Origin of the sequence: Aquimarina sp. MAR_2010_214 (genome assembly GCF_002846555.1) — a bacterium.
Classification (GTDB): Bacteria; Bacteroidota; Bacteroidia; order Flavobacteriales; family Flavobacteriaceae; genus Aquimarina.
In genome coordinates, this window is sequence record NZ_PJMS01000001.1 from 2,952,242 (window position 1) to 2,979,227 (window position 26,986).

At 32.1% G+C, this 26,986-nt stretch carries 26 protein-coding genes; 7 read left to right on the forward strand and 19 right to left on the reverse strand.

The window, feature by feature from the left end:
- Position 1 precedes the first annotated feature (1 nt).
- From ATE84_RS12520 to ATE84_RS12565, 10 genes are all read right to left on the reverse strand, one after another.
- On the reverse strand, positions 2-1,162 hold the full coding sequence (locus ATE84_RS12520) for a serine hydrolase (protein ID WP_101448279.1): 1,161 nt from the start codon (positions 1,160-1,162) through the stop codon (positions 2-4).
- A 13-nt stretch (positions 1,163-1,175) separates the two neighbouring features.
- Positions 1,176-1,529 (reverse strand): hypothetical protein, encoded by a 354-nt coding sequence (locus ATE84_RS12525; RefSeq protein WP_101448280.1) that lies wholly within the window; start codon positions 1,527-1,529, stop codon positions 1,176-1,178.
- Positions 1,530-1,538: 9 nt separating this feature from the next.
- Positions 1,539-1,877, reverse strand: coding sequence for a hypothetical protein (locus ATE84_RS12530; protein ID WP_101448281.1), 339 nt, complete (start codon positions 1,875-1,877; stop codon positions 1,539-1,541).
- A gap of 25 nt (positions 1,878-1,902) precedes the next feature.
- Positions 1,903-3,249: a DNA recombination protein RmuC gene (rmuC, locus tag ATE84_RS12535; RefSeq protein WP_101448282.1), complete on the reverse strand. Its 1,347-nt coding sequence runs from the start codon at positions 3,247-3,249 to the stop codon at positions 1,903-1,905.
- Between the two features lie 82 nt (positions 3,250-3,331).
- Positions 3,332-3,688 (reverse strand): MmcQ/YjbR family DNA-binding protein, encoded by a 357-nt coding sequence (locus ATE84_RS12540; protein WP_101448283.1) that lies wholly within the window; start codon positions 3,686-3,688, stop codon positions 3,332-3,334.
- 122 nt (positions 3,689-3,810) lie between these two features.
- Positions 3,811-4,833 carry a hypothetical protein gene (locus ATE84_RS12545; RefSeq protein ID WP_101448284.1) on the reverse strand — a complete coding sequence of 341 codons (1,023 nt, stop codon included), beginning with the start codon at positions 4,831-4,833 and terminating at the stop codon, positions 3,811-3,813.
- Between the two features lie 162 nt (positions 4,834-4,995).
- Positions 4,996-5,790 carry an ABC transporter ATP-binding protein gene (locus ATE84_RS12550; RefSeq protein ID WP_101448285.1) on the reverse strand — a complete coding sequence of 265 codons (795 nt, stop codon included), beginning with the start codon at positions 5,788-5,790 and terminating at the stop codon, positions 4,996-4,998.
- A 55-nt stretch (positions 5,791-5,845) separates the two neighbouring features.
- The gene (gene gldG / locus ATE84_RS12555; protein WP_101448286.1) at positions 5,846-8,245 is read right to left on the reverse strand and encodes a gliding motility-associated ABC transporter substrate-binding protein GldG; all 2,400 of its coding nucleotides are present in this window, start codon (positions 8,243-8,245) and stop codon (positions 5,846-5,848) included.
- Between the two features lie 55 nt (positions 8,246-8,300).
- Positions 8,301-8,585, reverse strand: coding sequence for a putative quinol monooxygenase (locus ATE84_RS12560; protein ID WP_101448287.1), 285 nt, complete (start codon positions 8,583-8,585; stop codon positions 8,301-8,303).
- A 66-nt stretch (positions 8,586-8,651) separates the two neighbouring features.
- The gene (locus tag ATE84_RS12565; RefSeq protein WP_101448288.1) at positions 8,652-9,482 is read right to left on the reverse strand and encodes an S-adenosyl-l-methionine hydroxide adenosyltransferase family protein; all 831 of its coding nucleotides are present in this window, start codon (positions 9,480-9,482) and stop codon (positions 8,652-8,654) included.
- 265 nt (positions 9,483-9,747) lie between these two features.
- Here ATE84_RS12565 and ATE84_RS12570 point away from each other — a divergent pair, with 265 nt between their 5' ends.
- Complete coding sequence (locus ATE84_RS12570) at positions 9,748-10,704, forward strand: PhoH family protein (RefSeq protein WP_101448289.1); 957 nt, start codon at positions 9,748-9,750, stop codon at positions 10,702-10,704.
- Between the two features lie 58 nt (positions 10,705-10,762).
- Complete coding sequence (locus ATE84_RS12575; protein ID WP_101448290.1) at positions 10,763-11,710, forward strand: phosphoribosylaminoimidazolesuccinocarboxamide synthase; 948 nt, start codon at positions 10,763-10,765, stop codon at positions 11,708-11,710.
- 71 nt (positions 11,711-11,781) lie between these two features.
- Here ATE84_RS12575 and ATE84_RS26180 read toward each other — a convergent pair whose 3' ends face one another.
- The 4 genes from ATE84_RS26180 to ATE84_RS12590 all read right to left on the reverse strand — a co-directional run bounded on the left by ATE84_RS26180 (position 11,782) and on the right by ATE84_RS12590 (position 16,556).
- Positions 11,782-11,946, reverse strand: a complete 165-nt coding sequence (locus ATE84_RS26180) for a hypothetical protein (protein ID WP_158237243.1) — start codon at positions 11,944-11,946, stop codon at positions 11,782-11,784.
- Between the two features lie 111 nt (positions 11,947-12,057).
- Complete coding sequence (locus ATE84_RS12580) at positions 12,058-12,462, reverse strand: glyoxalase (protein ID WP_101448291.1); 405 nt, start codon at positions 12,460-12,462, stop codon at positions 12,058-12,060.
- Between the two features lie 221 nt (positions 12,463-12,683).
- Positions 12,684-15,752: a hypothetical protein gene (locus ATE84_RS12585; protein WP_101448292.1), complete on the reverse strand. Its 3,069-nt coding sequence runs from the start codon at positions 15,750-15,752 to the stop codon at positions 12,684-12,686.
- Between the two features lie 66 nt (positions 15,753-15,818).
- Positions 15,819-16,556, reverse strand: a complete 738-nt coding sequence (locus tag ATE84_RS12590) for an outer membrane lipoprotein-sorting protein (protein WP_101448293.1) — start codon at positions 16,554-16,556, stop codon at positions 15,819-15,821.
- 157 nt (positions 16,557-16,713) lie between these two features.
- Between ATE84_RS12590 and ATE84_RS12595 the strand changes: the two genes are divergently transcribed.
- The 3 genes from ATE84_RS12595 to ATE84_RS12605 all read left to right on the forward strand — a co-directional run bounded on the left by ATE84_RS12595 (position 16,714) and on the right by ATE84_RS12605 (position 19,404).
- Positions 16,714-17,604 carry a DUF72 domain-containing protein gene (locus ATE84_RS12595; protein WP_101448294.1) on the forward strand — a complete coding sequence of 297 codons (891 nt, stop codon included), beginning with the start codon at positions 16,714-16,716 and terminating at the stop codon, positions 17,602-17,604.
- A 211-nt stretch (positions 17,605-17,815) separates the two neighbouring features.
- Positions 17,816-18,205: a hypothetical protein gene (locus tag ATE84_RS12600; protein WP_101448295.1), complete on the forward strand. Its 390-nt coding sequence runs from the start codon at positions 17,816-17,818 to the stop codon at positions 18,203-18,205.
- An 89-nt stretch (positions 18,206-18,294) separates the two neighbouring features.
- Positions 18,295-19,404: a DEAD/DEAH box helicase gene (locus ATE84_RS12605; RefSeq protein WP_101448296.1), complete on the forward strand. Its 1,110-nt coding sequence runs from the start codon at positions 18,295-18,297 to the stop codon at positions 19,402-19,404.
- A gap of 26 nt (positions 19,405-19,430) precedes the next feature.
- Here ATE84_RS12605 and ATE84_RS12610 read toward each other — a convergent pair whose 3' ends face one another.
- From ATE84_RS12610 to ATE84_RS12625, 4 genes are all read right to left on the reverse strand, one after another.
- Entirely contained in the window at positions 19,431-19,820 is a 390-nt protein-coding gene (locus ATE84_RS12610) for a response regulator (RefSeq protein ID WP_158237244.1), read from the reverse strand.
- Positions 19,817-22,021: a PAS domain-containing sensor histidine kinase gene (locus ATE84_RS12615; RefSeq protein ID WP_101448298.1), complete on the reverse strand. Its 2,205-nt coding sequence runs from the start codon at positions 22,019-22,021 to the stop codon at positions 19,817-19,819. Before ATE84_RS12615 ends, ATE84_RS12610 begins: the two co-directional genes overlap by 4 nt.
- 75 nt (positions 22,022-22,096) lie before the next feature.
- Positions 22,097-22,966: a sensor histidine kinase gene (locus tag ATE84_RS12620; protein ID WP_158237245.1), complete on the reverse strand. Its 870-nt coding sequence runs from the start codon at positions 22,964-22,966 to the stop codon at positions 22,097-22,099.
- A gap of 208 nt (positions 22,967-23,174) precedes the next feature.
- Positions 23,175-23,966 (reverse strand): LytTR family DNA-binding domain-containing protein, encoded by a 792-nt coding sequence (locus ATE84_RS12625; protein WP_101448300.1) that lies wholly within the window; start codon positions 23,964-23,966, stop codon positions 23,175-23,177.
- 249 nt (positions 23,967-24,215) lie between these two features.
- Between ATE84_RS12625 and ATE84_RS12630 the strand changes: the two genes are divergently transcribed.
- Both ATE84_RS12630 and ATE84_RS12635 read left to right on the forward strand, forming a co-directional pair.
- Positions 24,216-25,454 (forward strand): hypothetical protein, encoded by a 1,239-nt coding sequence (locus tag ATE84_RS12630; protein WP_101448301.1) that lies wholly within the window; start codon positions 24,216-24,218, stop codon positions 25,452-25,454.
- A gap of 1 nt (position 25,455) precedes the next feature.
- Entirely contained in the window at positions 25,456-25,896 is a 441-nt protein-coding gene (locus tag ATE84_RS12635) for a GNAT family N-acetyltransferase (RefSeq protein WP_101448302.1), read from the forward strand.
- Positions 25,897-26,130: 234 nt separating this feature from the next.
- Here ATE84_RS12635 and ATE84_RS12645 read toward each other — a convergent pair whose 3' ends face one another.
- Complete coding sequence (locus ATE84_RS12645) at positions 26,131-26,967, reverse strand: NmrA family NAD(P)-binding protein (protein WP_101448303.1); 837 nt, start codon at positions 26,965-26,967, stop codon at positions 26,131-26,133.
- Positions 26,968-26,986: the final 19 nt, after the last annotated feature.

The following is a 26,986-nucleotide window of genomic DNA, read 5'->3' on the forward strand; positions in this document are numbered from 1 at the left end:
TTTAGAAAGCGTTATATACTTTGGTCATAAACTCATCGATCTGATTGGGTTCGAGCCATCGAGTAACTACCACTAAGTTTTGTTTTTGGTCGATTACAATAAAATTACCGCCAAAACCTGCAGCGTAGTATAAATGTTCTGGTAACCCTTCCCAGTGATTTGCCCCTTTTTGGTTAAGCCACCACATAAAACCATAGTTGGGATTTGCTTGCGAAGGCTTGACAGCTTCTTCAATCCATTCTTTAGAAAGTAATTGTGTTCCGTTCCAGTTTCCATCATTAAGAAAAAGTAATCCAAATCGGGCGTGATCTAATGTATTAATGAATAACCCACCACCAGAGTGACCACCGCCACTTACAGATTGCATATTGATACCATCGATAGTAACCCAAGAGTTTTTATATCCATACCATCTCCAGGTAGTTGAAGCACCGATGGGGTTCATTATTTTTTCTTTTAATATTTGTGGTAGTGGTTTTCTCCAAACATTTAGTAATGAATATGCTAATACGTTAACACGAATATCGTTGTACTTAAAAACAGTTCCAGGTTCGTTTAATTTTCTATATTTCCAATCGTCAATACCGCCTTCTCTTGGAGGTCGATCTGCCCAGTCGTATCCTCCCCATAGTTGCCCAGACCAATCTGAAGATTGTGTGAGTAAGTGTCGCCAGGTAATTTTCTTGTTATGCTTTCCATCAAATGTATGATCCCATATAGTTTTATAAGTATGATCATCAACAGAATGTATTAATTTATGATCTACGGCTAATCCTGCCATAGTAGATAAATAACTTTTGGTCCCACTAAATGTCATATCTACTCTATTAACATCTCCCCACTTCGATATAATATATCCATCTTTAATGATAAGACCGGCAGGGCCTCCTCTTTTTTTAGTAGGTCCCAGGATTTTATGATATGGCTCATGCTTAAAACCTTTTACGATGGCTTCACGTAAATCTTTTGATCCTGAATATTCATGGTCTTGAGCAAATTGTATCGCTTCCTGAAGTTTTTGTGCATCTATTTTAAATTCGGTCGGACTTTTTTCTTGCCAGCTTCCCTGCTCAGGAAAATAAACCTGCTGTGCAGTAGTAATATGAAAAACATTTCCGAAAAGAAATAGAAAGAAATATATTTTTATAAGTATAGATTTCATGTGTTTACATCTTTTAATTATTTGTTCTAGTATTAGACAAGTATACTTTATTCTTTATTATTTTTCTTATTAGAATAAAAAAGCCAATTGCAAAAAGAATTGACCCTAGAATAGAAAAACCTTGTATGATATATAAATAAATTACATAAGAATCTACTCCTAATGTACTGATGTATACAGCACCTACCACATTCGAAATATTACATAATATTGAAATAATACTACCAATAGTTAATAATACCCCATCTATCTTTGATCCTACTTTAATTAGGTAATAGATGCATAGTATAACGATAACTAATTGTGGTATAGAAGTTAAAACACCCTGAAAAAGGTATTTAATAATCTCTGTAATGTCTAAGCCCATAGTTATTATTTATTCTGAAACCTTGTTTTTGATAATTTTCTGGATCATCATATAGAAACCAATTAAGAAAAGTATGGACCCAATGAATGAAATAGTACTTATTCCAGAGTTGATAATAAGGTATATGTCAAATCCCCATGAATCTACAAATATATAGATAAATTGATGCAAGATTGCTACTATCAAGATCAGGATATTGCCGATAAGTATAAGGACTCCTTCTTTTGTTGTCCCTTTTTTACTTATATAATAAATTGTAAGGATTATAAATGTCAGGATGGGTAGGATATAAAACAGCCCTCCAATAATCCTGTGTATGATTTCTGATAAATTTGAACTCGATACCATAAGTACTAATATATGTTTTTATAGATTATTCATTTTCTTCAGTTGCTCTTTTGATTATAGCTTCGGGTAATGATTTTTTGGCTTTAGCCCCCATTTTTTTGAGTTTTTCGACACTTGTAATCAAATTTCCTCTACCTTCTACCAGTTTATTCATTGCAGCAGAATAATCTTTTTTGGCATCATCTATTTTTTTGCCTACACCGGTAAGATCTTTTACCAATCCTTCAAATTTATCATATAAAGCTCCAGCCTGTCGTGCAATCTCGATTGCATTACGTTGTTGTTTTTCATTATTCCACATGGTGTCAATCGTACGTAGGGTTGCCAAAAGAGTAGAAGGAGTAACAATTACTATATTTTTCTCGAAAGCCTGATTGTATAATTTGCTATCCTGGTTAATTGCTATCGCGAAAGCAGGTTCTATAGGAACAAACATTAAAATAAAATCTGGTGATTCGATATCATACAGATCTTGATAGTTTTTTTCTGAAAGTTGATCTACATGGCGTTTTAATGACGTAATGTGTTCTTTGAGATGAGTAGTTTTTAGCTCTTCATCTTCTTCATTGACATAACGCTCGTATGCAGTAAGCGCTACTTTAGCGTCAATAACCATCTTTTTATTGTCTGGTAGGTAAATCACTACATCTGGCATTACTCTTTGTCCGTCGTCCAGAGTAAAACTTTGTTGTACAAAATACTCTCTATCTTTCTCTAATCCAGATTTTTCTAATACACGTTCCAGTACTAATTCTCCCCAGTTACCCTGCATTTTACTATCACCTTTAAGAGCCTTGGTGAGATTAGTAGCTTCCTTACTCATCTGTTCATTAAGATCTTTAAGGCCTACTATTTGCTGGCGCAGTGCTGCATGATAATCGATACTTTCTTTATGGGTTTGTTCTACTTTTTTCTCAAAAGTATTGATCTTTTCCTGTAAAGGATTCAGAATACTTTTAATATTCTCTTTGTTCTGTTCGGTAAATTTATTAGACTTCTCTTCCAGGATTTTATTGGCTAGATTTTCAAATTCTTTGGTGAATTTTTCCTGAAGTTTTTCTACTTCTTCTTTTTGTGATGCATTTTTAAGTTGAAGATTTTCGTATTCTGCATTACGACGGGTAAGTTCGGTATTCAGAAAATCTTTTTCTCTACGAATCTCTTCACGTTCTTTAATCAATTCTGAAAATTGTTTTTCGGTATTGTTTTTATGCTCATCAAATTGTGATTGAAGCAAATTTGCTCTTTCATTAGTAGCGCTTTTTTCACTTTTATGTTGTAATGAAACTACATATTTACCAATAAAAAAACCTACAATAATTGATATGATGATTACCCCAACGGCAATGATAATCGGTGTGTATTCTGACATGTAATCTTTTGTTTACTCAAAGATAAAGATAAGCAATGAAAATTTGGATGAAGTATTCGAAGTTTTCATATTTATAATACTACTATTCTTTTAGCTTATCTCGATCCCGAACAGGTAATTTTTTGATTACCAGATTATAAGAATCATCTATCCATTGTTTGATTAGCGTATCAGGAATAGAGTGATCCATTAGTATTTTATTCCAGTGTTTTTTACTCATATAGGATGGAGGTGCTACGGCGGTATAGGTTTTTCGAAGAGTATCAACATCATCGGGATCACATTTTACACTTATCGCCTTAAAAGATGCTATATCTGTAGCGGTAAACATTTTTCCTAATACCTTAAAAACTAAAACATCAGGAAGTTTTCCGAAAGGAAAAGATTCGGTTACTCCTTTTTTACTAATGCAGTATTCTCTGTATTCTTCAATATTCATCACTATGTGTTCTCTGATCTGATACAGTGAAGTTACGAAATGTAATGTAAAAGAATAATAAACAACAAAGCCAGTCTTTCTATAACTATGAGAGACTGGCTTTGTTTATGTGAATCTAGATTCTAGTTTTGTACTTTAATATCTAGTTTAATGAAATCTCCTGTTCCGTCAGTACCAGAAATTTCTACTACTTTTATAAGTCCTTTGTTCCCATAATTATCGACAAAGTCAATAATATTGTTAACAGCTAAATTATTAATTCTTTGGTTTGCTGGTTGTACAACAAAATCTAAATCACTTCTACTACTTATAGCATCAAATTCTACTACAGTTTTAGAGGATAGTCCAAAATATGCTTTGTTTAATTCATCAGCAGTAACACCTCCTATGGTTGGTACATTTATAATATTTGTAGGATAGTTGTTAGAAGATGCCAAAGATGCTTTTCCTGTTAGTCCGTAATAATATCCAAAATCCCATAAAGCTGCAAATTCTTCTCCTTGGTTTATTTTATATACCGTTTCATTGAATAAAGAAATAAATGTTTTAGAAGATCCGTCTGCAAGAGGGGCAGATAATATCGTTTGTGTAAAAGATTTAATACCAGAACCAGTATTTGTACCAGAACCATATTTAATGGTAATTGTACCTACAACATTATCACCTAATGCATTTCTTTTTGTAATATTTCTAAAATCACCTCTTCCTGTAGTCGCCCAGAATTTATAAACAATAGTACCATTGGTCATACTTGGGGTTGGTAGATCGATCTTAAATTCGAAATCTTTTTTATCTCCACCCACAAGATCCAAAGATCCATCAGGTTTTTCGTCAACTTCTTGTGATGTAAATACATAAGGCTCTTCTCCGGCACCATTAATATCCTGAGTGATATATAATCTTCTCATCGATTTGGTGGTAGAAGAAAATTTTACTTTTGATTTTATACTTGTTTTGGTAACACCGCCAGTGACATTAACTGTGCGATTATCACCAACACCAGATTCTGATACAATAAGTTCTGCATCAAATATTTCACCATCAGTAGGGATAAGATCATCATTATCGTCTGAGCTACAGCTAAATGTAAAAGCTGCGATAATTAATAAAGTTACAATTGATTTGAGTTTTAGCATGGTATTCATAGGTTTAATTTATAATTTGGGATAAAATTATAGCTTTCCATACTAACTGTACGAGGTTAGCAACTTCAAATTTTTACAGTTTTCCCTTGATAAGCAGATTTATTCGATAAAGTGTAATTAAAAACAAAGAAAAGGAGGAGAGAAGTGGTGTTTTGCAAGAATTTAGTTTCTTACTTTATATCTTCCTGACTTTGAGTCAAAAAGAATCAGGTCTTCGGGGAAAAGAGAGGAAAATGCACGACATTGTACTAATTCTTTGGGTCTTCCAAATTCGAAACCATCTTCATTCATTACAATCATTTTATCGCATAACTGTATGGCAAAATCGATTTCATGAGTTGAAAAAAGAATAGTTTTTCTGGTCTCAAAGGCCAGGCGTTTTAATAGTTTCAGGATATAGGCTTTGTGATATACATCTAGATGAGTTGTAGGCTCATCAAGCATAATAAAAGGAGTATCCTGTGCAATAGCACGAGCGATAAGCGCCTTTTGTAACTGTCCGTCACTAAGTTCAAAACATCTTTTAGCCACCAAATCATTGATATGGGTTACCTCAATTGCTTTTTTTATTTGTTCTATATCTTCATCTGCCATTTTACCAACCCAGTTGGTATAAGGCTGTCTGCCTAGGGCTACTAATTCCTGTACAGTAAGGTTTTTTGAAGCAATTTGTTCTGTTAATACAATGCTCAATTGAGAAGCCAATTCTACAGATTTATATGATTGAAGCTCTATATCAGATAACATGATTTTGCCATGTAGAGCGGGCTGTACACGTGACAGTGTGCGTAGCAAAGTAGATTTTCCGATCCCGTTGGCACCCACTAATCCTACCAGTTCTCCTTCATGTAATTTTAGATTGATATCAGCAGCAATAACATTGAGTTCTTTTTTGGTACGATAACCAATAGAGAGATTTTCTGTCTTAAGAACGATATTTAGGGCTTCGTGATTAATAGATTTATGGTTTTAAGTTCTGAGATTTTCTATATCAAATATAGAGAATAGAATTTTAAACAGCTTTTTTATACTTTTTCTTTCTGATAAATGAAAATAAGAACCCAAAAACTATAAGGATAAGTAATGGAATTAGAATATTGATAATTTGCCATTGGATTTTGCTGTTAACAACTTTTTTGACATTCAGAAATGAAATCTTGGTTTCTTTACTTCTAACTTCGATAAGACCAGAATCGTCTAACAGATAATTTACTGCATTTAATAGAAACTCTTTATTTCCGTATTTTAAATTCATGGCAGGATCAAAACCTAATTCTATTGGTTGCCCTTTTCGTGTTTGGTTTTTAATAATATCACCATCAGCGATAACGATCATTTTTGTAGAGGTACTCTTATCTTTGTGATCTGCAATTTTATGAGGTTTTATTCTGCCTTCATAGGTAGATTTAAAACTCCCTTCAAGTAGTACAGCTAGATTTTGAGGCCCTTCACTATAACTTGCAATATCTGGTTTTTTTCTAATGATATTTTCTAATCGTATTTCTTTGGGAACCCCTTCTATTTTTGATTTATCAGAACTTGTGAGCAGTATCGTCTTTTTGATACTGTTTTTTAGGGTATCAATCTGGTTCGAAAATTCAAATTTTACAGATTCTGTATTTTTAACAATAGGGTGGTTGCTGGTACTTTTGGTTAGTGATCCATAGAACCATGGATACGGGGTGAATTGAGTTTCACTACCTTGCCCAGAAGCTAATACCAATGGGGCAGAATATAAATCATTCACCAAAACGGGATTAACTCTTACTCCATAAGAGAATAAAGCATCTCCTAATCTTAGATCTTGCATGATTGCAACAGAAGAACCTTCAGGATTCATTAAACTATCGATTTCCATAGTAACAGATTCTAATAACCATAATGATTTTCCTCCATTCATTACAAATTGATCCAATACATATTTTTCTTTTTCAGAAAAAGCTTTTGTAGGCTTAGCATTGATAATCATATCAAAATTTTGCAACTCTTGTAATGTTTTGGTAGTATTACTAGATACCGAATCCAAGGTAAATGCTCCGACAAAGTAATAGTCTTGCAACGTTTTAATGAAATCTGCAATTTTGATATCGGGTAATTGTCCATTTCCTTTAAGCACTGCAATTTTGTGCTTTTTAGGATGTAGTAACTTGGTTAACCCATCTGCAAAAGCATATTCTAATTGTTGAATAGAACTGTTTACTCGTTCTTCGGAAGTGGCTCCAATAGTATTTTTGATTAAAGAAATTTTTACACTTCGGTTTTGATAGCTTAAGATCGCCCAGGGAACTACAGTTTCAATTTCGGTTTTTCCGTTTTCCTGTACGCTAACTTCCATTGGGGTTAGGCCAAATTTTTGTAGTTCTGTAATTGTTTGTGCCCGTATTTCTTCTTCCTCTAAAGGATTGGTGAAAATGTGCTGAATATTAGGGTTTATGGTATTAAATTCTTCTAATATTTGTTTGGTTTCAGATTGTAAACGTCTAAACTCTGAAGGGAAATCTCCCTCTAGTAGTACATCAATAACAACAGGAGCTGTTGCTTCTTTTACCAAGTTTTTTGTAGCTTCAGAAAGTGTAAAACGACCATCCTGAGTAAGATCAAAACGATTATATAATGAGTTTCCGATCAAAAATAAAATAATGGTAGAAATCAGTGTAATGCCAATAGGTTTGATTTTTTGCTTTGTAGCACCTTTTTTAAGAACGATAATGGTAAGAACTACAAATAGAAGAATACTACTTAAAAAATAAAAGATATCTCTGGTATCCAAAATACCTTGACTCATACGTTCGTAATGCAATTGCATTCCTAGTTGTTCAAGGAAAGTATGTATTGCCCCTGGCAAGTTATAATTTGCAAGTCCGCTAAAACCAAAATAGAAAATGAAACATAGAAATAGCGAAATCAAGAAAGCAACAATCTGATTGTTGGTAATTGAGGAAGAAAATACCCCCATTGCGGTATATGCTGCTGCAAGTAATAATAGTGCAATGTAGGAGCCCATAGTACTTCCTATATCGAGGCTACCTATAGGATTCCCTAATTGATAAATAGTGATTATATAAAGAAGACTGGGGATTAAAGCAATTAGGATTAAGGATAAGCTACCCAGATACTTTCCTAATACCAATTGCCAGTTTTTGATTGGTTTTGTAATCAATACTTCCAAAGTTCCTTGTTTTTTTTCTTCTGCAAAACTCCTCATGGTTACGGCAGGGATGAGAAATAGCAATATCCATGGTGCAATCTGGAAAAAGGGCGCAAGATCAGCAAACCCACTATCTAGAATATTAAATTCCCCTTTAAAGACCCATAAAAAAAGTCCGTTAAGGATTAAAAATATAGCAATCACCAAATATCCTACAGCAGAGGAGAAAAAGGTGTTGATTTCTTTTCGTATTAATGCAAACATAGTTTTATTTAGGATTGAAGTTTTTTTAAGTTCATGAAATCATGTATCATAAACTTTATGCCTCGATTACACTCCATGCTTCTGGTCTTTGACTAAACTTATTTTTGGTATTTGCCCAAACTCCTTTGAATAACGCAGAGTTTCTATAGTTATTGAGATGCTCTTCAGATTCCCAATGACTATAGGTGAAAAATTGATTAGTTTGATGGGTGTCTCTTAATAACTTGAGATGACTACATCCTTCAAAATTTCTGATCTTCTCTTTATTCTGCTCAAAGTTTTCTAAAAAGGCATCAATTTGATCGGGTAAGAATCCCATTTTTACGATTCGTATTATCATTTTTTTATTTTCAAAAGTATCCCTACAAGGTTTTTACAGTTTATTCTCGCTTTTTTTAGGTATTAATTATTCAAAACTAATGCTTACCGTATCCCTGTAATATAATCCAAAGAGACTGGAGGCTCCTCCTACAGTTTTAGGGTTACTCTTATAGATAGCTAGTTCTAAGTACCCCGAAGAGTTAAAGACAGCTAATTTTTTACCATCTTCTTCGCGTTTACTTTTTTCAATATCAAAATTGATAGCATCACTATATCTATTGTATACATTTTCAAATACCGCTGTACGTGCTGTGATTTTAAATTTACGTCCTTTACCAATCTCATCAAATAGCTTACGTGTAATGTTAGTAACCAAATTACCATAATTATCGATATAAATAATACTTCCCACGATCTGCTTATCTCCAAGATTTACAATAGGGGTAATTCCTTTTATTGTTTTAATTTCTGAGATTGTTTTTCCAATAACTTCTAGTGTACCACCTCTAGCAATATGACAGGCCACAGCCACAAAAACATCTAACACAGGAAAATTAGAAACAATGGCATCATGAATATTTATTTCTACAATCTTCTCTGGATTAAATTCTGATGTAATTAAACTTACCAGTCCATTATTAGCACATATAAAATAATGATCATCTAGTTTTACAGCAATATGTTTATTTTCTGGATTAGGTTCACTATCGATTCCTATAATATGAATACTTCCTTTTGGAAAACTTTTATAAGCATTTTGTATGATATATGCAGCTTCTGTTATATGAAAAGGTGAGATCTCATGAGATATATCAACAACTTTGGCATCTGGCAATTCTGTATAAATAGCCCCTTTAACCGCAGATACAAAATGATCCTTGATTCCGAAATCTGTAGTTAAGGTGATTATTGGCATGTATAAGAATTGTTAATATCTTTTAGTTGTAAGCACTTAAAAATATGTAAATTTGTTTTGAAGTTATTCAAAGTTTTTCTTTGGACAACAAAATGATGATAAAACCATCGTATTTACTGTTTTTTTGATCACTAATTTATATAGTGATGATATAAACATTTTGCGTCGTTTTAAATTTCTATTTTGTTTTCCCGACAAAAACCTGAACAACTTTAGCAAACTTAGTCAATCCTAAAAAAAAATCATACTAAAATTCGTATAGCTTTTGAACGAACTTATTATAGAACTTACAGAAATCAATCCGAGAGAGTTTTTCGGACTTCAGAATAGCAATATTCAATTACTAAAAAAATACTTCCCTAAGTTAAAAATTGTTGCAAGAGGTAGTAAGATAAAAGTGTATGGAGATGATGACATGCTCAAAGAGTTTGATATGCGTCTTAATATGCTTCTTGAGCATTTTGGTAAATACAATAAGCTGGATGAAAATGCAATAGAACGTGTACTTACCAGTGTGAGTAAGGCAGATTATGAAACATCACCCAACAGTGGAGAAACTTTAGTGCATGGTGTAGGAGGTAAACTGATTAAGGCCCAGACGGCTAATCAACGTAAACTCGTAGAGACTTGTAAAAAAAACGATATGGTTTTTGCTATTGGCCCAGCAGGTACCGGAAAAACGTATACCAGTGTTGCACTTGCTATTAAGGCACTTAAAGAAAAAGAGGTGAGACGTATTATTCTTACACGTCCTGCAGTAGAAGCTGGAGAAAACCTTGGATTCTTACCAGGAGATCTTAAAGAAAAACTGGATCCGTATATGCAGCCTCTGTATGATGCTTTACGGGATATGATACCTAGTGAAAAACTAGATAGTTATATTGAAAAAGGAGTTATCCAAATTGCACCAATGGCATTTATGAGAGGTAGAACACTGGATAATGCCTTTGTAATCCTTGATGAAGCGCAAAATACAACACATGCGCAGATGAAAATGTTCCTGACACGTATGGGGAAAAATGCTAAGTTTATTATTACGGGAGATCCCGGACAGATAGATTTACCAAGAAGGGTTACTTCTGGACTTAAAGAAGCTCTACTAGTGCTTAAAAACACACAAGGGATAGGTATGATTTACCTGGATGACAAAGATGTGATTCGTCATAAATTGGTAAAAAAGGTAATTGCAGCTTATAAAGAGATAGAACATAGAAATGGATAAATAGTTTCAGGTTTTAGTTTCTAATTGAAATTAAAGCCAGAAACCCGAAACCTAAGTAATGAATACAATTGTTGATACAAACTATAATTTTCCTAATCAAAAATCGGTATACAAGGGAAAAGTAAGAGAGGTATATAGTATAAATGATGAACTTTTAGTTATGATTGCAACTGATCGTTTATCTGCATTTGATGTAGTAATGCCAAGAGGAATTCCTTTTAAGGGGCAGATTCTTAATCAAATTGCAACCAAAATGATGAAAGAAACCGAAGATTTGGTGCCAAATTGGTTAATAGCGACTCCAGATCCAAATGTAGCTGTTGGACATCTGTGCCAACCTTTTAAAGTAGAGATGGTGATTAGAGGGTATCTTTCTGGTCATGCAGCTCGCGAATACAAAGCGGGTAAAAGAGTATTGTGCGGTGTATCTATGCCCGATGGTATGAAAGAGAATGGTAAATTTCCTCAGCCTATCATCACACCTTCTACCAAAGCAGATAATGGAGAGCACGATGAAGATATTTCTAGAGAAGAGATTTTGTCAAAAGGAATCGTTTCTGAAGAAGATTATCTTATTCTGGAGGATTATACACATAAACTTTTTCAAAGAGGAACAGAGATCGCTGCCAAAAGAGGGTTGATCCTTGTGGATACCAAATATGAGTTTGGGAAAACAAAAGATGGCAAAATTGTATTGATTGATGAAATACATACTCCGGATTCTTCTCGTTATTTCTATGCTGAAGGATATGAAGAACGACAACAGAATGGAGAATCACAAAAACAATTGTCTAAAGAATTTGTAAGACAATGGTTAATTAGTAATGGTTTTCAAGGTAAAGAAGGTCAACAGATTCCTGAAATGACAGATGAATATATTAATTCTGTCTCTGAGCGTTATATCGAATTATATGAAAATATAACAGGAGTATCTTTTATAAAAGAAGATGTCTCTGATATACAAGGAAGGATAGAAGAGAATGTATTAGAATATTTGAGCAAATAGAAAAACGATATTATCGTATTAAAAAAAGCTGTCGCTAATAAACGACAGCTTTTTTGATATAAAATACAGAATTAGTCGATTATAAGGACACATTCGAGTTCTGCACAATGACGCCCATAATCTGTACACAAGCCAGTTCTGGGGTCAATGCATTGTTTTCTTCCTCCATTAACAGATAATTGTTGTTTTCTGTTTAATTTCTCAACACCATTAAGGTTCATAATGTTATTTAACATGATATAGGTTTTAAAAGTTATTATACTTTTAAAGATATATGAAATGTCCTGTTTTCTACTACGGCATTACCACAATTAACAGTGTGTTATGATATGAAGAAGAATCATCAATTATGCTACCTTATACTCTAACAATTGTATATTATCTTGTAGGCGCTCTTTTACGATACTCATCATTCGTTTGTTTAATGCAGAAGAATTTTCCATATAGACCTGGTATTCTTCTACAGTAAATTGACCTATAATCATTCCTTTTAAACTATTCCTGAATTTCATATCCTTTTGGATAGCATTCTCAATAAAATCAAAACGTTTTTCTAAGGATAATTCGTAGAAAGTATTCTTTCTTTTTTTGATATAGTTTTTAAATACTTCAATCAACAAATCTCCTTGTAATTTTATGATAGGTCTAATTGTTTTGTTCTGAAATTGTTCATCATTAGACATGTTTTCAGAAACTCTTGCATTTAATAACTGTGGTCGTATTGCCAATAAATTTGATTCCCTGTTTTCCATAATAAAGAATGTTTACTAAAAATAAGTATTTGTTGTACTCAAAAATCAAGACTATGACTAGAGTTTTAAACGACTTATAAACAATAAAAATGTTACATATATGTGATGTTTTATGCTAATCTAGCCTTTTTGTTTTTCTGCGACATTACCTAAATAATAAGTTTTATATAATAAAAGCCCTCTATTATAGAGGGCTTTTATGCAACAAGATGCTTTTCAGTTTATTTTTTTATGAATTCTTCTTTACTTAAAATTTTGACAGGAGTGTTCCCTGTTTTTTCAAGATATTTATTAAGTTTAGCTACCTGCTTACCATTGATTTTTTCGTATGCAGTTTTAGCTTCATTTAACCTTGTTTCTAATACTTCCTGATTTTCTAATTGAGCAAATGAAGGTTTCTCGAATTGCTCTGCCACTTCACCATATAAATCAGATAATTTCTCTCTCAATTGTGGTTCAGCTTCATCAACATAATTATCACCAGTGGTTACTACGAGAGTTTCTTTTAAGGTATTGAGCTCCTTAATAACGGTAGAAGTAACTTTTTGCGAGGCTGGATCTTTTTTTGATACTGCTTCGGCCTTCTTTATATTTTGATCAATTTTATGAACCAGATATGCCAGATCTTCCATGTCATTAAATAACTCTTGCGTCGTTTTATTATGAGTAATTCTGTCTTTTTCTAAAATTAATGAGGTGGGATCATTTAATAATGTTATCGCACTTTCATATTGTTTCTTACCTTTTTTGAGTACTATTTTATAAGTCCCTGCAGAAACTCTTGGAGCAGTGAATCCCCCGAAGGTAAATGTTTTTCCAGCAGCTACTTTAGGTCCTTTTTTTCTGAAGTTCCAGGTTACTATATTAATTCCTTTAGCTTTTCCAGGGACAAGGCTTACTATCTCATTACCATTTTGATCCTGGACAGATAGTGTCATTTTTCCAAAAGTATGTCTCTTTTTGAGATAGTAGATAACTTTTGCAGAAGAGCTTGGGTTATCACCTGTAAATTGAAGTTCTGTGCTTCCGCCACCAAAACCACCTTCTTCTTTGATTATTGAAGGTTTGGTATCAAAAAAGTGAACATCTTTGACAAGAACTTGTTGGTTTATTTGCCTTAGAGGAGAGATATCATCAATAATAATAACACCTCTACCGTGGGTTCCTAATACCAGGTCATTAGTTTTTTTCTGTAGATCAATAAAATGCACCGCAGCAGCAGGCATATTATTGGTAAAACGAGACCAGTTTTTACCACCATTTATGGATATAAACAATCCAAATTCGGTACCTAAGTATAGTAAATCTTCATTTACATAGTCTTCCTGAATGTTTCTTGCAAATCCTATAATCTCATCTGTCACCAAGGATTTCCATGTTTTTCCAAAATCTGATGTTTTATATACATAGGTATTCATATCTCCCGATGCATGACCATCAAACACAGCATATGCTGTCCCTTTATTATGTGAACTAGCTTCTATGTGATATACCCAGGTATTTTTTGGTACTCCTTGAATATTAGCTACTGTATTGGTCCAGGTCGCTCCGCCATCCTGTGTAACCTGTACATTACCATCATCAGTTCCTACCCAAATTACCTTTTGATCAATTGGGGATTCTGCAATTGTAAAAATTGTAGTGTGAGTTTCGGCTCCCGATTTATCTGTAGAGATACCTCCTGATTCTTTATCTTGCTTTGCAGGATCATTGGTAGTTAGGTCTGGTGATATTTTTTTCCAGTTATTGCCCATATCTTCACTTACATGAAGGAATTGGCTACCCATATAAAACCGATCTGGTTGATGATTACTTACAGCCATTGGAGCGTTCCAGTTAAAGCGTAAATCGGCCTCTCCCTTAATAGGTAAAGGGGCAACATTTTTGGTGTAATTCTTGTCTACATCATATCTCCAAACATTTTGTGCTCCTTGCATTTCAGAATATATAATATTCTTAGCTGGGTGTTTTAATACTCTAAATCCATCTCCATATCCAACACGGTTCCAGTCACGAGCTTCTATACCTCCCGGAGAAGAAGATGGCCCCCACCAGGAACCATTATCTTGCAGACCACCATAAATATTATATGGCTCTTCATTATCTACACTAATATGATAGAATTGAGAAATAGGTAAATTATCCACCATATCCATTGTTGAGCCACCATCCCAGCTTCTGTATACTCCACCATCGGTTCCCACATACATTCTGTCTGAATTGTTGATGTCAAAAACAATATCATGTATATCTGCATGCATATTTCCCAAGTTTTTGAACGTCTTTCCTCCATCTCTAGAGATAGAACCGAACAGTCCTCCTTTAACTAGAATATCCGGATTTTTTGGATCTACAACTATTCTAGCGAAATAGAAAGGTCTCACGACTAAGCCAAAATCTCCATTTAATAATTTCCAATTGGCTCCTGCATCATCAGAACGATATAGTCCTTTATCTTCTTTACTTTCTACAACAGCATATACTATTTTAGAGTTTGAAGGGGCTATTGCCAATGCAAATCTACCCAGATCACCTTTAGGGAAACCATTATGGATTTTATTCCATGTTTTTCCTGCATCTGTAGATTTGTACAGTGCACTACTAGGTCCTCCAGAATTAAATCCCCATGCAGTCCTTCTAAACTCCCACATTGCTGCATAGAGGGTATTAGGGTCTTTGGGATCCATTATAAGATCATTGACTCCTGTTTTCTCATTAATATAAAGTATTTTTTCCCAGGTTTTTCCTCCATCTATTGTTTTGTATACTCCTCTGTCTTCACTATCTCCCCATAAAGCACCTAAGACTCCTACATAGACTTCATTAGAATTTTTTGGATTAATTTGGATACTTCCAATTCGTTCTGAATTTTCAAACCCCATTTTTTTCCAGTTCGCACCACCATCTGTAGATTTGTATAAACCATCACCGATAGAGACACTGTTTCTGGTCCATATTTCACCTGTTCCTACCCAAATGGTATTGTCTGGATCGTTGGGATCAATCTTTACTACTCCTATTGATTGTGCATGATCATCGAATACAGAGGAAAAGCTTGCTCCTCCATTCGAGGATTTCCAAACCCCACCACCAGCAGTACCGGCGTATAGTATTTTATCATTAGTAGGGTGATTTTCTAAGTCTATAATTCGGCCACTCATGAGTGCGGGTCCGATTTGTCGTGCTTCAAGGTTTCCGAATAATTCTTTGCCTTTTAGAACAACTTCTTGTGCTTGCAAGTGTATGGAAAAGAGTATAGCCAAGCTTGCAATTATAAATTGTTTGTTCATAATTACTGGTTGTTAATTTAGAATAAAAAATCCCCAAATTTTTAATTTGGGGATTATGATTTGTGTTTATTTTCCTTCTGGGAAAGCGAATAATGTAGCTTCTACTTCTGGATTGAGATTAAACTCCTTAAAATCCATACTTTGAAATTGACTACTTTGTGAGAAAGGGAAGTATAATCCTTCTACTTCCTGGTAATCGCTAATAGACATTTTTATTTTCTGACCTTTCATTGGACCTTCCTGAATTTCTTCTTCAATTATAATAGGTACAAAATTTTCGGTATCAAAATAGTAATGAGAAATATTTGGTTGTGATTGACCATTAACCGTAATAGGGTCTTTGGTTACCTTTATTTTAAAGGTATCGGTTCCATCTACAGTTTCATTACCTATAAGTTCTATGGCATATCCTTTTTCTTTATAATTTAAAAATGGAGAAGGCCAATCTTTCATTTGCTTCTTCATATTTTCTGTAGCTTCATTGTCGCTTTTTTCAGCTTCCATAGTTTGCTGATTTCTAGACCATGAGACTTTTCCGTCATATGCTGCCCAGATCATCTTGTTTCCTTGTAATTCAATAGTGGTAGACTGGCGCCCATCTTTCATCATAACTTGTTCAAAAGGAATTTCCATCCCCTGCATTTTCATTACTCCTTTCATAGTAATGCCCTCGAGTTTTTCCCAATTTTGTTTTCCTCCTGTATTTTCGAAGTAATTATTGACTATTTCATCTGCTGTTTGTGCATAAAATGATGTTGAGATAGCTAATACAAGAGCTACTGTAATAGATTTTAAAGCATTCATTAGTTGTAATTTTTATGATGTTGTTGTAATAATTAGTCAATCGAATTATATTTTTGTTACACTTTTTTGATCTTTTTATAGTAATATGAGCACAGTAATTACCCGTAGTTTTATTTTTTTAATTAATTTTCATTAAATAATTATAGAAATCTGATGTATGCAATTTGGCAAAGTAGACCATCCCGAACTTATTGATTATATATTACCACAAGATCATGAGGGTACAGCAAGCGTTTTAAAGAAAACTTCTGCAGAAAAATTTTCTGTATATGTAGGTTGTGCTAAATGGAATAGACAAGATTTAAAAGGATTTTATCCCAGAGGAACCAGGGATGAACTGGAATATTATTCACGACAGTTTAATAGTATTGAATTGAACGCCACATTTTATAGGATTTTTCCAGAAGATCAATTTAAAAAATGGTACGATAAAACTCCAGAAGGATTTAAATTTTTCCCAAAACTTGTACAAAATATTTCTCACCTAAAAAGATTAAATGAAGGTGTACAGCCATATGTTGATGAATACTTATCTCATGTAATTCACTTAAAAGAAAAGTTAGGAACTATATTTTTACAGCTACATGGTAATTTTGCTCCTAAAAATTTTGATAGAGTTATTCGATTTATAGAAAAATGGCCTAAAGAAATACGACTAGCGGTAGAATTTAGACACACAAATTGGTTTAATGATATAACGGTTGCTGATGAATTATATAGCCTTCTTGAAAATAACAATATATCAAATATCATTACAGATACTGCAGGTAGAAGAGATTTACTTCATATGCGTCTAACCAATGATGAAGCTTTTGTGAGATATGTTGGAGCAAATCATGAAACAGATTATACAAGACTAGATGATTGGGTAAAGAGGCTTTCTATCTGGAAAGACAAAGGAATTAATCATATACATTTTTTTGTACATCAGAATTTGGAAGTAGAATCACCTTTACTTTCTAAATACTTTATTAAAGAATTGAATGATCAGATAGGAACACAATTGGTGCTACCAAATCATTTATCAGACGATCTCAAATTATTTTAGTCCAGAGATATAAAGCTATCGGATAGGTTTACTTATAATTTGGCGGTATTACCTTCTTTTATAAATGTTAAAAGTTTAATTTCTGTTGCTTTTTAGCGAATATATATGTATTTTGCCGATGAATTTAAAGATGTTATTGTAGGAAAACACTTAATATCATTGCTTTAAATTTGAGTGTGATTATCTAATGGCCCCTTTAAATATCAACTGTATGAATAAATTTTTACGCTATCCTCTTATACTGGTTTTTTTGTTAATTGCTAATCTAGCTAATTCTCAATCTAGTACTACCATCAATCATTCTAATCACGAACAGGAAAATATATTTTCTTTTCTTTCTGATCACCCCATTTTGATCCAAAACCAAATGTTTACTAAAAAGAAAGTTTTTTCTTACGATTTTAGTATCGTTGAAACCGAATATCATCATTTAGAGCATGATCATGCTAATGAAGTGGTTTTGTTAGATATCATATTCTCTGATGAAGGATTTGATTTTAACTGTTCAGGTGGGTTTTGTATGAATAAATCTCATTTTCATAAAAAGGGATTAAGTATCAAAAAACAGCTCTTTGATTATTTTATGAGTATTGCCTGTTAATAGGATTTAATAATTATGCTGGTTATTTTCTGATTAAGTTGAATTATGAATAGATATTCAATTACTTTTGCAACTTAAATCAGATATATATGACGTTTTTAGAGTTAGGAGTACCCAAAGATCTTGATAAAGGCCTTAAGGAAATGGGAATTACAGTTCCTACAAAGATTCAAGAACAGGCAATTCCTGTTTTAATGAGTCAGCGGACCGATTTTATTGGGAAAGCTCAAACTGGAACAGGAAAAACTGCAGCTTTTGGAATTCCATTGTTATGTCAAATCGACCCTTCTAAAATACATGTACAGGCTTTGGTTTTAGCTCCAACTCGCGAATTGGGTCAACAGATAGCGAAACAACTTTTTAAGTTCACGAAGTATACAGATAAGATTTTTACCGAATCGGTATATGGTGGTGAAAAAATTGAAAGACAGCTTTCGAGATTAAAAAGACCTACACATATCATTGTAGCAACCCCCGGTAGACTTATAGATTTAATTAATAGGAAAGCGGTTGATATTTCTGAGATCAAGACATTGGTCATGGATGAAGCGGATGAAATGTTAAGTATGGGGTTTAAGAAAGATCTTACCACAATTTTATCCAAAACTAAAGGAAATAGAAATGTTTGGCTTTTTTCTGCAACGATGCCATCTTCTCTCAACGAAATTATAAATTCTTATGTCAGTAAAAGCGCAATACAAATAAGTATTGATAAGGATGACGCTGTTAATAAAGGTATAGATCATCAATTTGTAGTAGGTGATGAGGTTAACAAATTAGATACGCTTACGTATTTTCTGAAAACGCAAAAAGAGGGTAGAGGAATTATTTTTACAAGAACTAAAGCTGCTGCCCGAATACTTCATAAACAACTGAAATCTAAAAATTATGAAGTAGGTCTCCTCGAAGGAGAAATGACACAGAAAGATAGGGATAAAGTAATGAGGGCTTTTAGAAAAAAAACACTACAATTGTTGGTTTCTACAGATGTTGCTGCAAGAGGTATTGATGTTGCTAACTTAGCTTTTGTTGTGCATTACCAATTACCGGATCAAATAGAATATTATACACATAGAAGTGGTAGAACTGCTAGAGCAGGAAAAACGGGGCTGTCTTTGGCTTTAATAACTAAATCAGAAGTGCAGGTTTTAAGAGAACTGGAAAAACAACTAGGAATACGATTTAATCAAATTAGATAGGTTTCTAATTCTTATTATACTTGGAATTATGTAGTTTTTGTTTTACCTAAAGATGTGCCTATTTTTGATATTACTGATAAGAGTTGGTCAAAATTTACTGGTTTAGAGAAATAATTATCAAATCCAACATTAATAAAACGTTGCTCATCACCTGGCATTGCATAAGCAGTTACTGCAAAAACAGGGATGTTTTTGAGAATATCCAGTTTACGGAATCTTTGAAGTAACTCACAGCCATCCATTTGATTAAGCCCTAGGTTAATATCAACCAAAATAAGATCCAGAACTTCTTCTTTCACAACCTGAAGTGCTTGCGAGCCATTTTCTGCAATGATAACATTTGAATCATTTTTGGATAACATTTTATCCATTACCATTGCGTTTATTTTATTATCTTCTACGTAGAGAACATTCATAGGCATTTTGGAATTATAATATTAAATTCGGTACCCTTACCTATTTTACTTTTTACTTTTATTTTCCCATTCAGGATTTCAATATATCGTTTAGATACACTTAATCCGATACCAGTTCCTTCATATTTACGACTCATACCAATGCTTTCTTGTATAAAAGGATCAAAAATTTTCTTAAGATTTTCTTTGTCTATTCCAATACCGGTATCAATCACTGAAATATAAACATTATTTTTTAAATTTTTAGAATTAACTTTAATAATTATATTTCCTTTATTGGTGTACTTAATGGCGTTATGGATAATATTATTGATTGCAGCTCTAAATAAATCTCTATCAATGTTAACCTTGGGACTAGTTGGATCAAGCTCTAATTGATAGGTTAATTCCTTTGCTTCGGCCATATGTTTATATTCTCTATATGACGTTTCTATGGTATAATTGATATCAGATTCTTGTACGTTTATGTTCTTTTTTATAGCTTCTATTTCGCTAAAATTTGATAAATTATTGATTGTATCCAGAAGCCTCTTTTTACTTTCTTCCAGGTACTTCAGAAGTTTTTCTCTTTCCTCAGAACTTTCTTCGTCTAATAGTAGTTTACTAATAGTCATTATACCATTTAATGGAGTTCTAATTTCATGACTAAAGTTGGATAATATGTTTGACTTAAGGCTATTTAGTTCTTGCTCTTTTATATGAGATTCTTTAATTGCTATTTCTGCTAATTTTCGTTCAGTAATGTCAAGAAAACTAACAAGAACAGAGTTGACTCTCTTTTCTTGATTAAAAATGGGTATGTATCTTGCTTCTAACCATTGCAAATCACCTTTATGTGTAATACGTTCTATTTCTTTTTTTACAATATTCCCTTTTAGGGCTTCATTAAATTCGTGCGCAAAAGAATTCTTAAAATTAAGAGGTGTTACATCTATAAAACGACAGGATACCTGTGTAGGATCGACATTAAAATCCCTTTTTATGATTTCTACAGATTTTTCATCTGTCATTAAAATTATTCCTTCGGTATCTAATAAAATTGTATACGTAAACCCATTATTTACAATAGCTTGCAATCTGTTTTTGCTTTCTGCAATAGTTTTTTCATTGGTCTTTTTTTGATGAACATCGATCAGGTTACCAATCATTCGGACTATTTTTCCTTTTGAGTTCTTTCTTTTGAAACCATAAACCTCATAATGTCGATACCCTTCATTAATATGCTTAAGCCTATAATAATTATAATAATAGTTACCGTCCTCATTAAAATTATTAAATCGCCTTTCAAGCATTTGTTCTACATCGTCTGGATGTATCATTTTTCTAAATTCCTCTTCTGCGACAAAATCTTTATCTAAAGGAAGCCCCAGCATTTTTTTAAAATCTGACCCATAAAAAACTTCGTTTTTTTTAACATGATAGTCAAACAATCCAGATTGTATTCCTTTTAAAGCTAAATGCTTAGTCTCTTCACTATATTTGAGTTTTTCAATGTAATTGTATCGATCAGTAACATCTGTGATTGTCCCGTTTACATATACAACCTCATCTTTATAAATAACAGGTTGTCCTACAACTTTAACCCACTTTTCATTTCCTTTCTCAGTAATGATTTTTTCTGTATACTCATAAGTTTCTTTACCTTTAATAAGGTTATCAAGGAATTTTTTTATTCTGGCTCTAGTATCTTCGGGGTAAAAACTAATTTCTTTTTCTCTTGTTATAGGAGTACAAGGACTTAGTTCATTTATTTGGTAACAACCATCTGACCAGTACATTTCATTATTCTTGGGATTAAAATACCAGGCACCAGTTTTGGCTAGTTTTGAAATGGTCAATAAAGCTCTATGTTCTTTGTATTCTTCTGTGGTATCTATTCCTGTAGCATAAATCAAATTGTTATATAGTTTGAAATCAAATTTTATAGACACTACCCCTTGTTTTTCTGTAGGGAAACTTAAAGATAGGTTGATAAGTGGATTCTGATCACATAAACTAGATACCGAGTTTAAAAATACAGATACATCTTTATCAATAATGAAATCGGTAATAAATTTTCCTCTGATTTTATTTTCCTCTATAGGAAACAATAGTTCACATCTAGGATTGAAAGAAATTATTTCACCATCTTTTTTTAGAATGAAAAGAAAGAGTAATGTTTTTTCTGATGAGATTCCAAATTTTTCTAAAGTATAAGACATACATACTGGTTAATTCTACTTAAAGTTACAAAATGATTTGTAATTCTTTAACTAATTCTTTAGATATGCTATTGGCTAAGTAGTTGTTTGAGAGATTCTGGGTATTTTGATGATATTGATTACTCCTAAATCTCTATTATTTCTAATATCAAAAGAATAATTACCATGATATAAGGTATCTATTCGCTCTAAAACATTACTGATACCATTACCAAAAACAACCTCTTTTACTTGTATTTGCATACCATTATTAGTGATTTCGAATACTATTTGATTGTTATAAACGAAAATTTTTATGTTGATCATAATGGTATCATGCTCATAAGAAAAACCATGCTTTATAGAGTTTTCTACAATAGGTTGTAAAATGAGTGGAGGGATTTTTTCTAATAATGTAATGTCAGTTGTGTCAATATCAAAGTTGAGCTTTTCTCCAAATCGTAATTTTTCAATACTTAGGTATTTGTTTAAAATAGAAAGCTCTTCTTTCAAAGTAATATACTTTACATCTTTAATACTTAATGTTTTTCTCAACATTTCGCTCAGGTCAGCAATAGCATCTTGTGATTTTTCAATATTTATATCCATTAAGGAAGAAATATCGTTTAAAGCATTGAATAGAAAATGCGGTTGTAATTGTGATTGTAAAACTTTAATTTTTGAATCCAATAATTGTGCTTTTAAATTAGATTCTTCTATTTCCTGATCCTTTTGTTTTTTTAAATAGTAATAGGCATATAGAATAGTGATTAATGTGAAATAAACAAAAAAGTTAAAATTCGAACTATAAGCAACTCTAGATAGAATTACTTTGATAGTTATAGGATCATCATAACCAAGAAAAATCTTTTCATATCCTAATAGTAATATTGAACTGTATAACGATAATAAAACCGAAATTAGAGTATGAATAATAATACTAATAGGCAGCGAAAACTTGTTCATGATATAGGCCCTTGTGAAAATGATTGACAATACAATAAATATAAATTTGGTGCCATAATTAAATAAGTAGCTCATAATAAGCTGAATCCAGGTGAAGGACTTAAAAGAAACCCCACTTATCTTTTGAAAGAGTGCAATGATAAGAGCAAAAAGACATGCTAGGATATAAAAGAGGATTATAAATCTAAAAAGTTTTTTATCTAGCATTTTAAGAATTCTTAATGTCAATTTTCTTTAGAAAAGACGCTTTATAGGTTTTCGTTAAAGAGAATGATTTACCATCATTCATTGTAATACTATAACCTCCTATACCTTCGGTGATAACTTCTTTAATTTCTTTTAATCTAAGGATAGTTGACCTGTTAATTCGTATAAATTCTTTAGGATCTAGTTTCTTAATAAAATCACTCATAGAAATACGATAAATATGTTTCTTACCCGAATAGGTATAAATTTCAGCATAGTATGCAGAAGAAGTAATGTGTTTCACATCTTTAGTTTCAACAAAATAATACTTCTTTCCTAGTTTTAAAACAATACGTTCTAAATACTTATGTTGCTTTTCTAATAAGCTTGTTTCTTCATTTTCTAAAAACTGAATTAAATTATTTATTTTTGATGCAAAGGCTTCTCTTTCGTTTAATCTAATGCGATTGATACCTCTGTGTAAAGCTTCAAAAAATCGATCTTTTTTAAAAGGTTTTAGTAAAAAATCAATAGCCTGTACCTCAAATGCTTTTACTGCAAAATGATCAAATGCAGTTACAAAAATGATAGTAGGAATATATGGTGTTTGGATTTTTTTTAGCACATCAAAACCAGTCATGTCTGTCATCTGGATGTCTAGAAAAATGATATCCGGCTTTAATTCAAGAATAGATTGTATAGCTTCTTTACCAGAAGATGCTTCAAAAATATAATCTGTTACTTTGGCTTCTGTAATTAATTTTGAAATTCTTTTTCTGGCCAAAGCTTCATCATCAACAATCAGTATTTTCATAATAATGAATCTAGGTAAGTATACCGTTTTAAAGATGCATATAATGTAAACTTTTAATTTATAGTATCAAACCATTTTTAAGGTGTCAGGATATAAAAACCGACCTAAGTAAACGAAACGTTGAGTAAATTGTCAAAAAAATGATAATTATAACCTATTTCATGATATTTTGACTCAATTATTTACATAGTAATTTATCATATTTGATGTATAAACGATCATGAAATAACTTCTTAAAATATAACGATCATGAAATTTAAAATATTTATAATTCTTCTTTTAACAACTTTATCTGGCTATACACAAAGTTTAAATGAACTATACAAAAAAAGTATCGAAGCATATAAAAGTAAAGATTATAAAACCTTCGAGAAACTTAATTTAGAAGCCTTAAAATTACATCCTTCGCAGCCTACAATATTGTTTAATTTGGCAGCTTCCTATGTTCTTAATAGAAAGAATGAAAAAGCTTTTGAAGTTTTGAGTGCTTTACAGAGTTGGAATGCCGAACTAAAATTCGAAGATGAAGATTTTAAACACCTTTTGGAAGAAAAGAAGTTTATAAACGAATTACAGAAAAAAGCATCTTTTTTTTCAGCACAAAAAGAATCAAGCTCTATTCTTTTTGAGATATCGAACAAATACCATATCGAAGATGTTGTTGTGATAGAAGATATTGCTTATCTAACCGATATAAGAAATGGAGTTATCATTACATATAATCTAAAAACCAAAAAATCTGAAGAACTCCTATCTTTAGCAGGGGCTGCTTTTGCAATTATAAAAGGAGTAGATAAGAACTTTATTTGGGTGTCATCATCTATGTTTCCGAACTATAGTAAATATGATAAAGAGCAAAATAATAAGGCATTTGTTTATAAAATAAATATTAAAAATAGAAATATAGTAACCAAAATAGAGATACCAGAAGAAGCTGTTATTGGGAGTATGGTTTTAGCTAAGAATAATAAAATATATGCAACTAATTCTGTATCGCCAAAAATATTTGTAATAGATGCCAATAAAGGAATCCTCGAAAATTCTTTTGAAATCAAAGATGCTTTTAATCTACAAGGAATAACTTTAGATACAGCACAGCAAAATATATTTGTCGCCGATTATATAAAAGGAATAATGAAATTGAATATAACTAACTTTTCTGATCCCATATGGTATACATCTGATGCATATTTATTAAAAGGTATCGATGGTTTGACTTGTATTAATAATAAAACGCTAATAGCTATTCAAAATAATTCGAACCCTAAAAAAGTAATAAAACTTACTATAGATACTAATACAGTAACTAAGATTGAAATTTTGGATAATGCATTACCTTCTAAAGGCGAACCTACGAATGGTAAATTATATAAAGAAAAAAAATACCTTTATATTTCAAATAGCCAATGGCCCTTTTATGATAAAAAGAATGCTCCATTAATTGATAAATGGGAACCGCAAAAAATTAGAATTTTTAATACGCTCTGAAATGTCTAAAGAGAAAATTATCAGATATTCAGAAGAACAACTATCAGAAATTAAGAACATATTTTTTCTAAACGTTCCTGAATATTTTGCAGAAAAAGAATGGTACGATCTTACAAATTACTTAAAAATACATGGTAAAACGTATTTTGTTGTGAAAAATGAGAGGGAGATAATCGGTTGTGGGGGGTATCATAAAAGTAATGATACTACAGCAAGGTTGTCGTGGGATTTTATTCACCCTGAGTTTAAAGGAAAGGGGATAGGAAGAAAAATGATATTACATTGTATAGAAGAGATAGAAAAAGATGTAAGTAATGATAGTATTGAAGTATGGACTTCGCAGCATGCACATCAGTTTTATGCCAAATTTGGATTAAAAACTTATGATATCAAAGAGAATTATTGGGAAGAAGGTCTGCATCTTTATAAAATGAGATCATGACTGTTTGTAAAATTTCTTTCTTTGAGATTATATGTACTAATTTAAATGCATTTTCATTCCTTCATGAGAATCTATAAAACCAATTGATTTATAAAATTTAAGAGCTTTTGGTCATTTTTTATCGGTCGTTAACTGCTATCACATCGTTTTTTATAGCTTTTCTGAACTTCATGATTTTTTAAAGTAAGAATATTTTCTGAACAATCTATTATGAAATGTGGCATGATACTGATTTTAGTTATTTAATCTGGAGTTCCAAATACCTGTAATTGCAGTTTCTTTTACATATGCTGAAAAATCTTTGGGTTTCCTGCCTAATACTTCTTCTATATCATTGGTAATTTCAGAATTAGTTGGATTTCCTAGAACTTCTGAGAACAAATATTCGATTAACCAGATAAAATCAGCGGGTACTCCCTGTTGTTTCATAACATTTGTATAGGCAGGAAGAGCTATTGGGGTAAAGTTGATTTTTCTTCCTGTGGCTTCAGAGATCTCTTGAATTACCTCTTTAAACGTAAGTTGTCTTGAGCCAGTTAATTGATAAATTTTACCATTGTGTTTCCTATTTAATAAAGCCTCTACTACAACATCTGAAATATCATCAGTATCCACATATGGTACTTTGATTTCTGCTTGTGGTAATGCAACAAAACCTTCAATAATTGGTTCTAAAAAAAAGCTCTCGCTAAAATTTTGATTAAACCAACTTGCTCTAACAATAGTATAGTCTATTGCAGAGTGGATAACAACTTGTTCGCATAATTCGGCTTCTCGTTCACCTTTTCCTGATAGAAGGACCATTTTTTTTATGTTACTTTTTTTCGCTTGTTTGGTTAATTCTTCAATAGCTTCCAAAGCTCCAGGTACTGCCAAATCTGGTTGAAAAGTGATATAAACTTTATCCATACCTCTTAATACTTCAGACCATTCTTCAGGTTTTTTCCAATCAAATGGAGGGGATGCTGATCGCGAGCCAATTCTAACATGGTGTCCAATTTTAACTAATTTATTTGCTACTTTTCGACCGGTCTTTCCAGTTCCGCCGATTACTAAAATATTTTCTTTCATAATTTAATTTTGTGTATAG

What these genes read in the sequence shown, in the direction of transcription:
- ATE84_RS12520 (WP_101448279.1), bottom strand. Translation starts at nt 1,162, where the DNA reads ATGAAATCTATACTTATAAAAATATATTTCTTTCTATTTCTTTTCGGA.
- ATE84_RS12525 (WP_101448280.1), bottom strand. Translation starts at nt 1,529, where the DNA reads ATGGGCTTAGACATTACAGAGATTATTAAATACCTTTTTCAGGGTGTT.
- ATE84_RS12530 (WP_101448281.1), bottom strand. Translation starts at nt 1,877, where the DNA reads ATGGTATCGAGTTCAAATTTATCAGAAATCATACACAGGATTATTGGA.
- rmuC (WP_101448282.1), bottom strand. Translation starts at nt 3,249, where the DNA reads ATGTCAGAATACACACCGATTATCATTGCCGTTGGGGTAATCATCATA.
- ATE84_RS12540 (WP_101448283.1), bottom strand. Translation starts at nt 3,688, where the DNA reads ATGAATATTGAAGAATACAGAGAATACTGCATTAGTAAAAAAGGAGTA.
- ATE84_RS12545 (WP_101448284.1), bottom strand. Translation starts at nt 4,833, where the DNA reads ATGAATACCATGCTAAAACTCAAATCAATTGTAACTTTATTAATTATC.
- gldG (WP_101448286.1), bottom strand. Translation starts at nt 8,245, where the DNA reads ATGTTTGCATTAATACGAAAAGAAATCAACACCTTTTTCTCCTCTGCT.
- ATE84_RS12560 (WP_101448287.1), bottom strand. Translation starts at nt 8,585, where the DNA reads ATGATAATACGAATCGTAAAAATGGGATTCTTACCCGATCAAATTGAT.
- ATE84_RS12565 (WP_101448288.1), bottom strand. Translation starts at nt 9,482, where the DNA reads ATGCCAATAATCACCTTAACTACAGATTTCGGAATCAAGGATCATTTT.
- ATE84_RS12575 (WP_101448290.1), top strand. Translation starts at nt 10,763, where the DNA reads ATGAATACAATTGTTGATACAAACTATAATTTTCCTAATCAAAAATCG.
- ATE84_RS26180 (WP_158237243.1), bottom strand. Translation starts at nt 11,946, where the DNA reads ATGTTAAATAACATTATGAACCTTAATGGTGTTGAGAAATTAAACAGA.
- ATE84_RS12580 (WP_101448291.1), bottom strand. Translation starts at nt 12,462, where the DNA reads ATGGAAAACAGGGAATCAAATTTATTGGCAATACGACCACAGTTATTA.
- ATE84_RS12585 (WP_101448292.1), bottom strand. Translation starts at nt 15,752, where the DNA reads ATGAACAAACAATTTATAATTGCAAGCTTGGCTATACTCTTTTCCATA.
- ATE84_RS12590 (WP_101448293.1), bottom strand. Translation starts at nt 16,556, where the DNA reads ATGAATGCTTTAAAATCTATTACAGTAGCTCTTGTATTAGCTATCTCA.
- ATE84_RS12595 (WP_101448294.1), top strand. Translation starts at nt 16,714, where the DNA reads ATGCAATTTGGCAAAGTAGACCATCCCGAACTTATTGATTATATATTA.
- ATE84_RS12600 (WP_101448295.1), top strand. Translation starts at nt 17,816, where the DNA reads ATGAATAAATTTTTACGCTATCCTCTTATACTGGTTTTTTTGTTAATT.
- ATE84_RS12605 (WP_101448296.1), top strand. Translation starts at nt 18,295, where the DNA reads ATGACGTTTTTAGAGTTAGGAGTACCCAAAGATCTTGATAAAGGCCTT.
- ATE84_RS12610 (WP_158237244.1), bottom strand. Translation starts at nt 19,820, where the DNA reads ATGAATGTTCTCTACGTAGAAGATAATAAAATAAACGCAATGGTAATG.
- ATE84_RS12615 (WP_101448298.1), bottom strand. Translation starts at nt 22,021, where the DNA reads ATGTCTTATACTTTAGAAAAATTTGGAATCTCATCAGAAAAAACATTA.
- ATE84_RS12620 (WP_158237245.1), bottom strand. Translation starts at nt 22,966, where the DNA reads ATGAACAAGTTTTCGCTGCCTATTAGTATTATTATTCATACTCTAATT.
- ATE84_RS12625 (WP_101448300.1), bottom strand. Translation starts at nt 23,966, where the DNA reads ATGAAAATACTGATTGTTGATGATGAAGCTTTGGCCAGAAAAAGAATT.
- ATE84_RS12630 (WP_101448301.1), top strand. Translation starts at nt 24,216, where the DNA reads ATGAAATTTAAAATATTTATAATTCTTCTTTTAACAACTTTATCTGGC.
- ATE84_RS12635 (WP_101448302.1), top strand. Translation starts at nt 25,456, where the DNA reads ATGTCTAAAGAGAAAATTATCAGATATTCAGAAGAACAACTATCAGAA.
- ATE84_RS12645 (WP_101448303.1), bottom strand. Translation starts at nt 26,967, where the DNA reads ATGAAAGAAAATATTTTAGTAATCGGCGGAACTGGAAAGACCGGTCGA.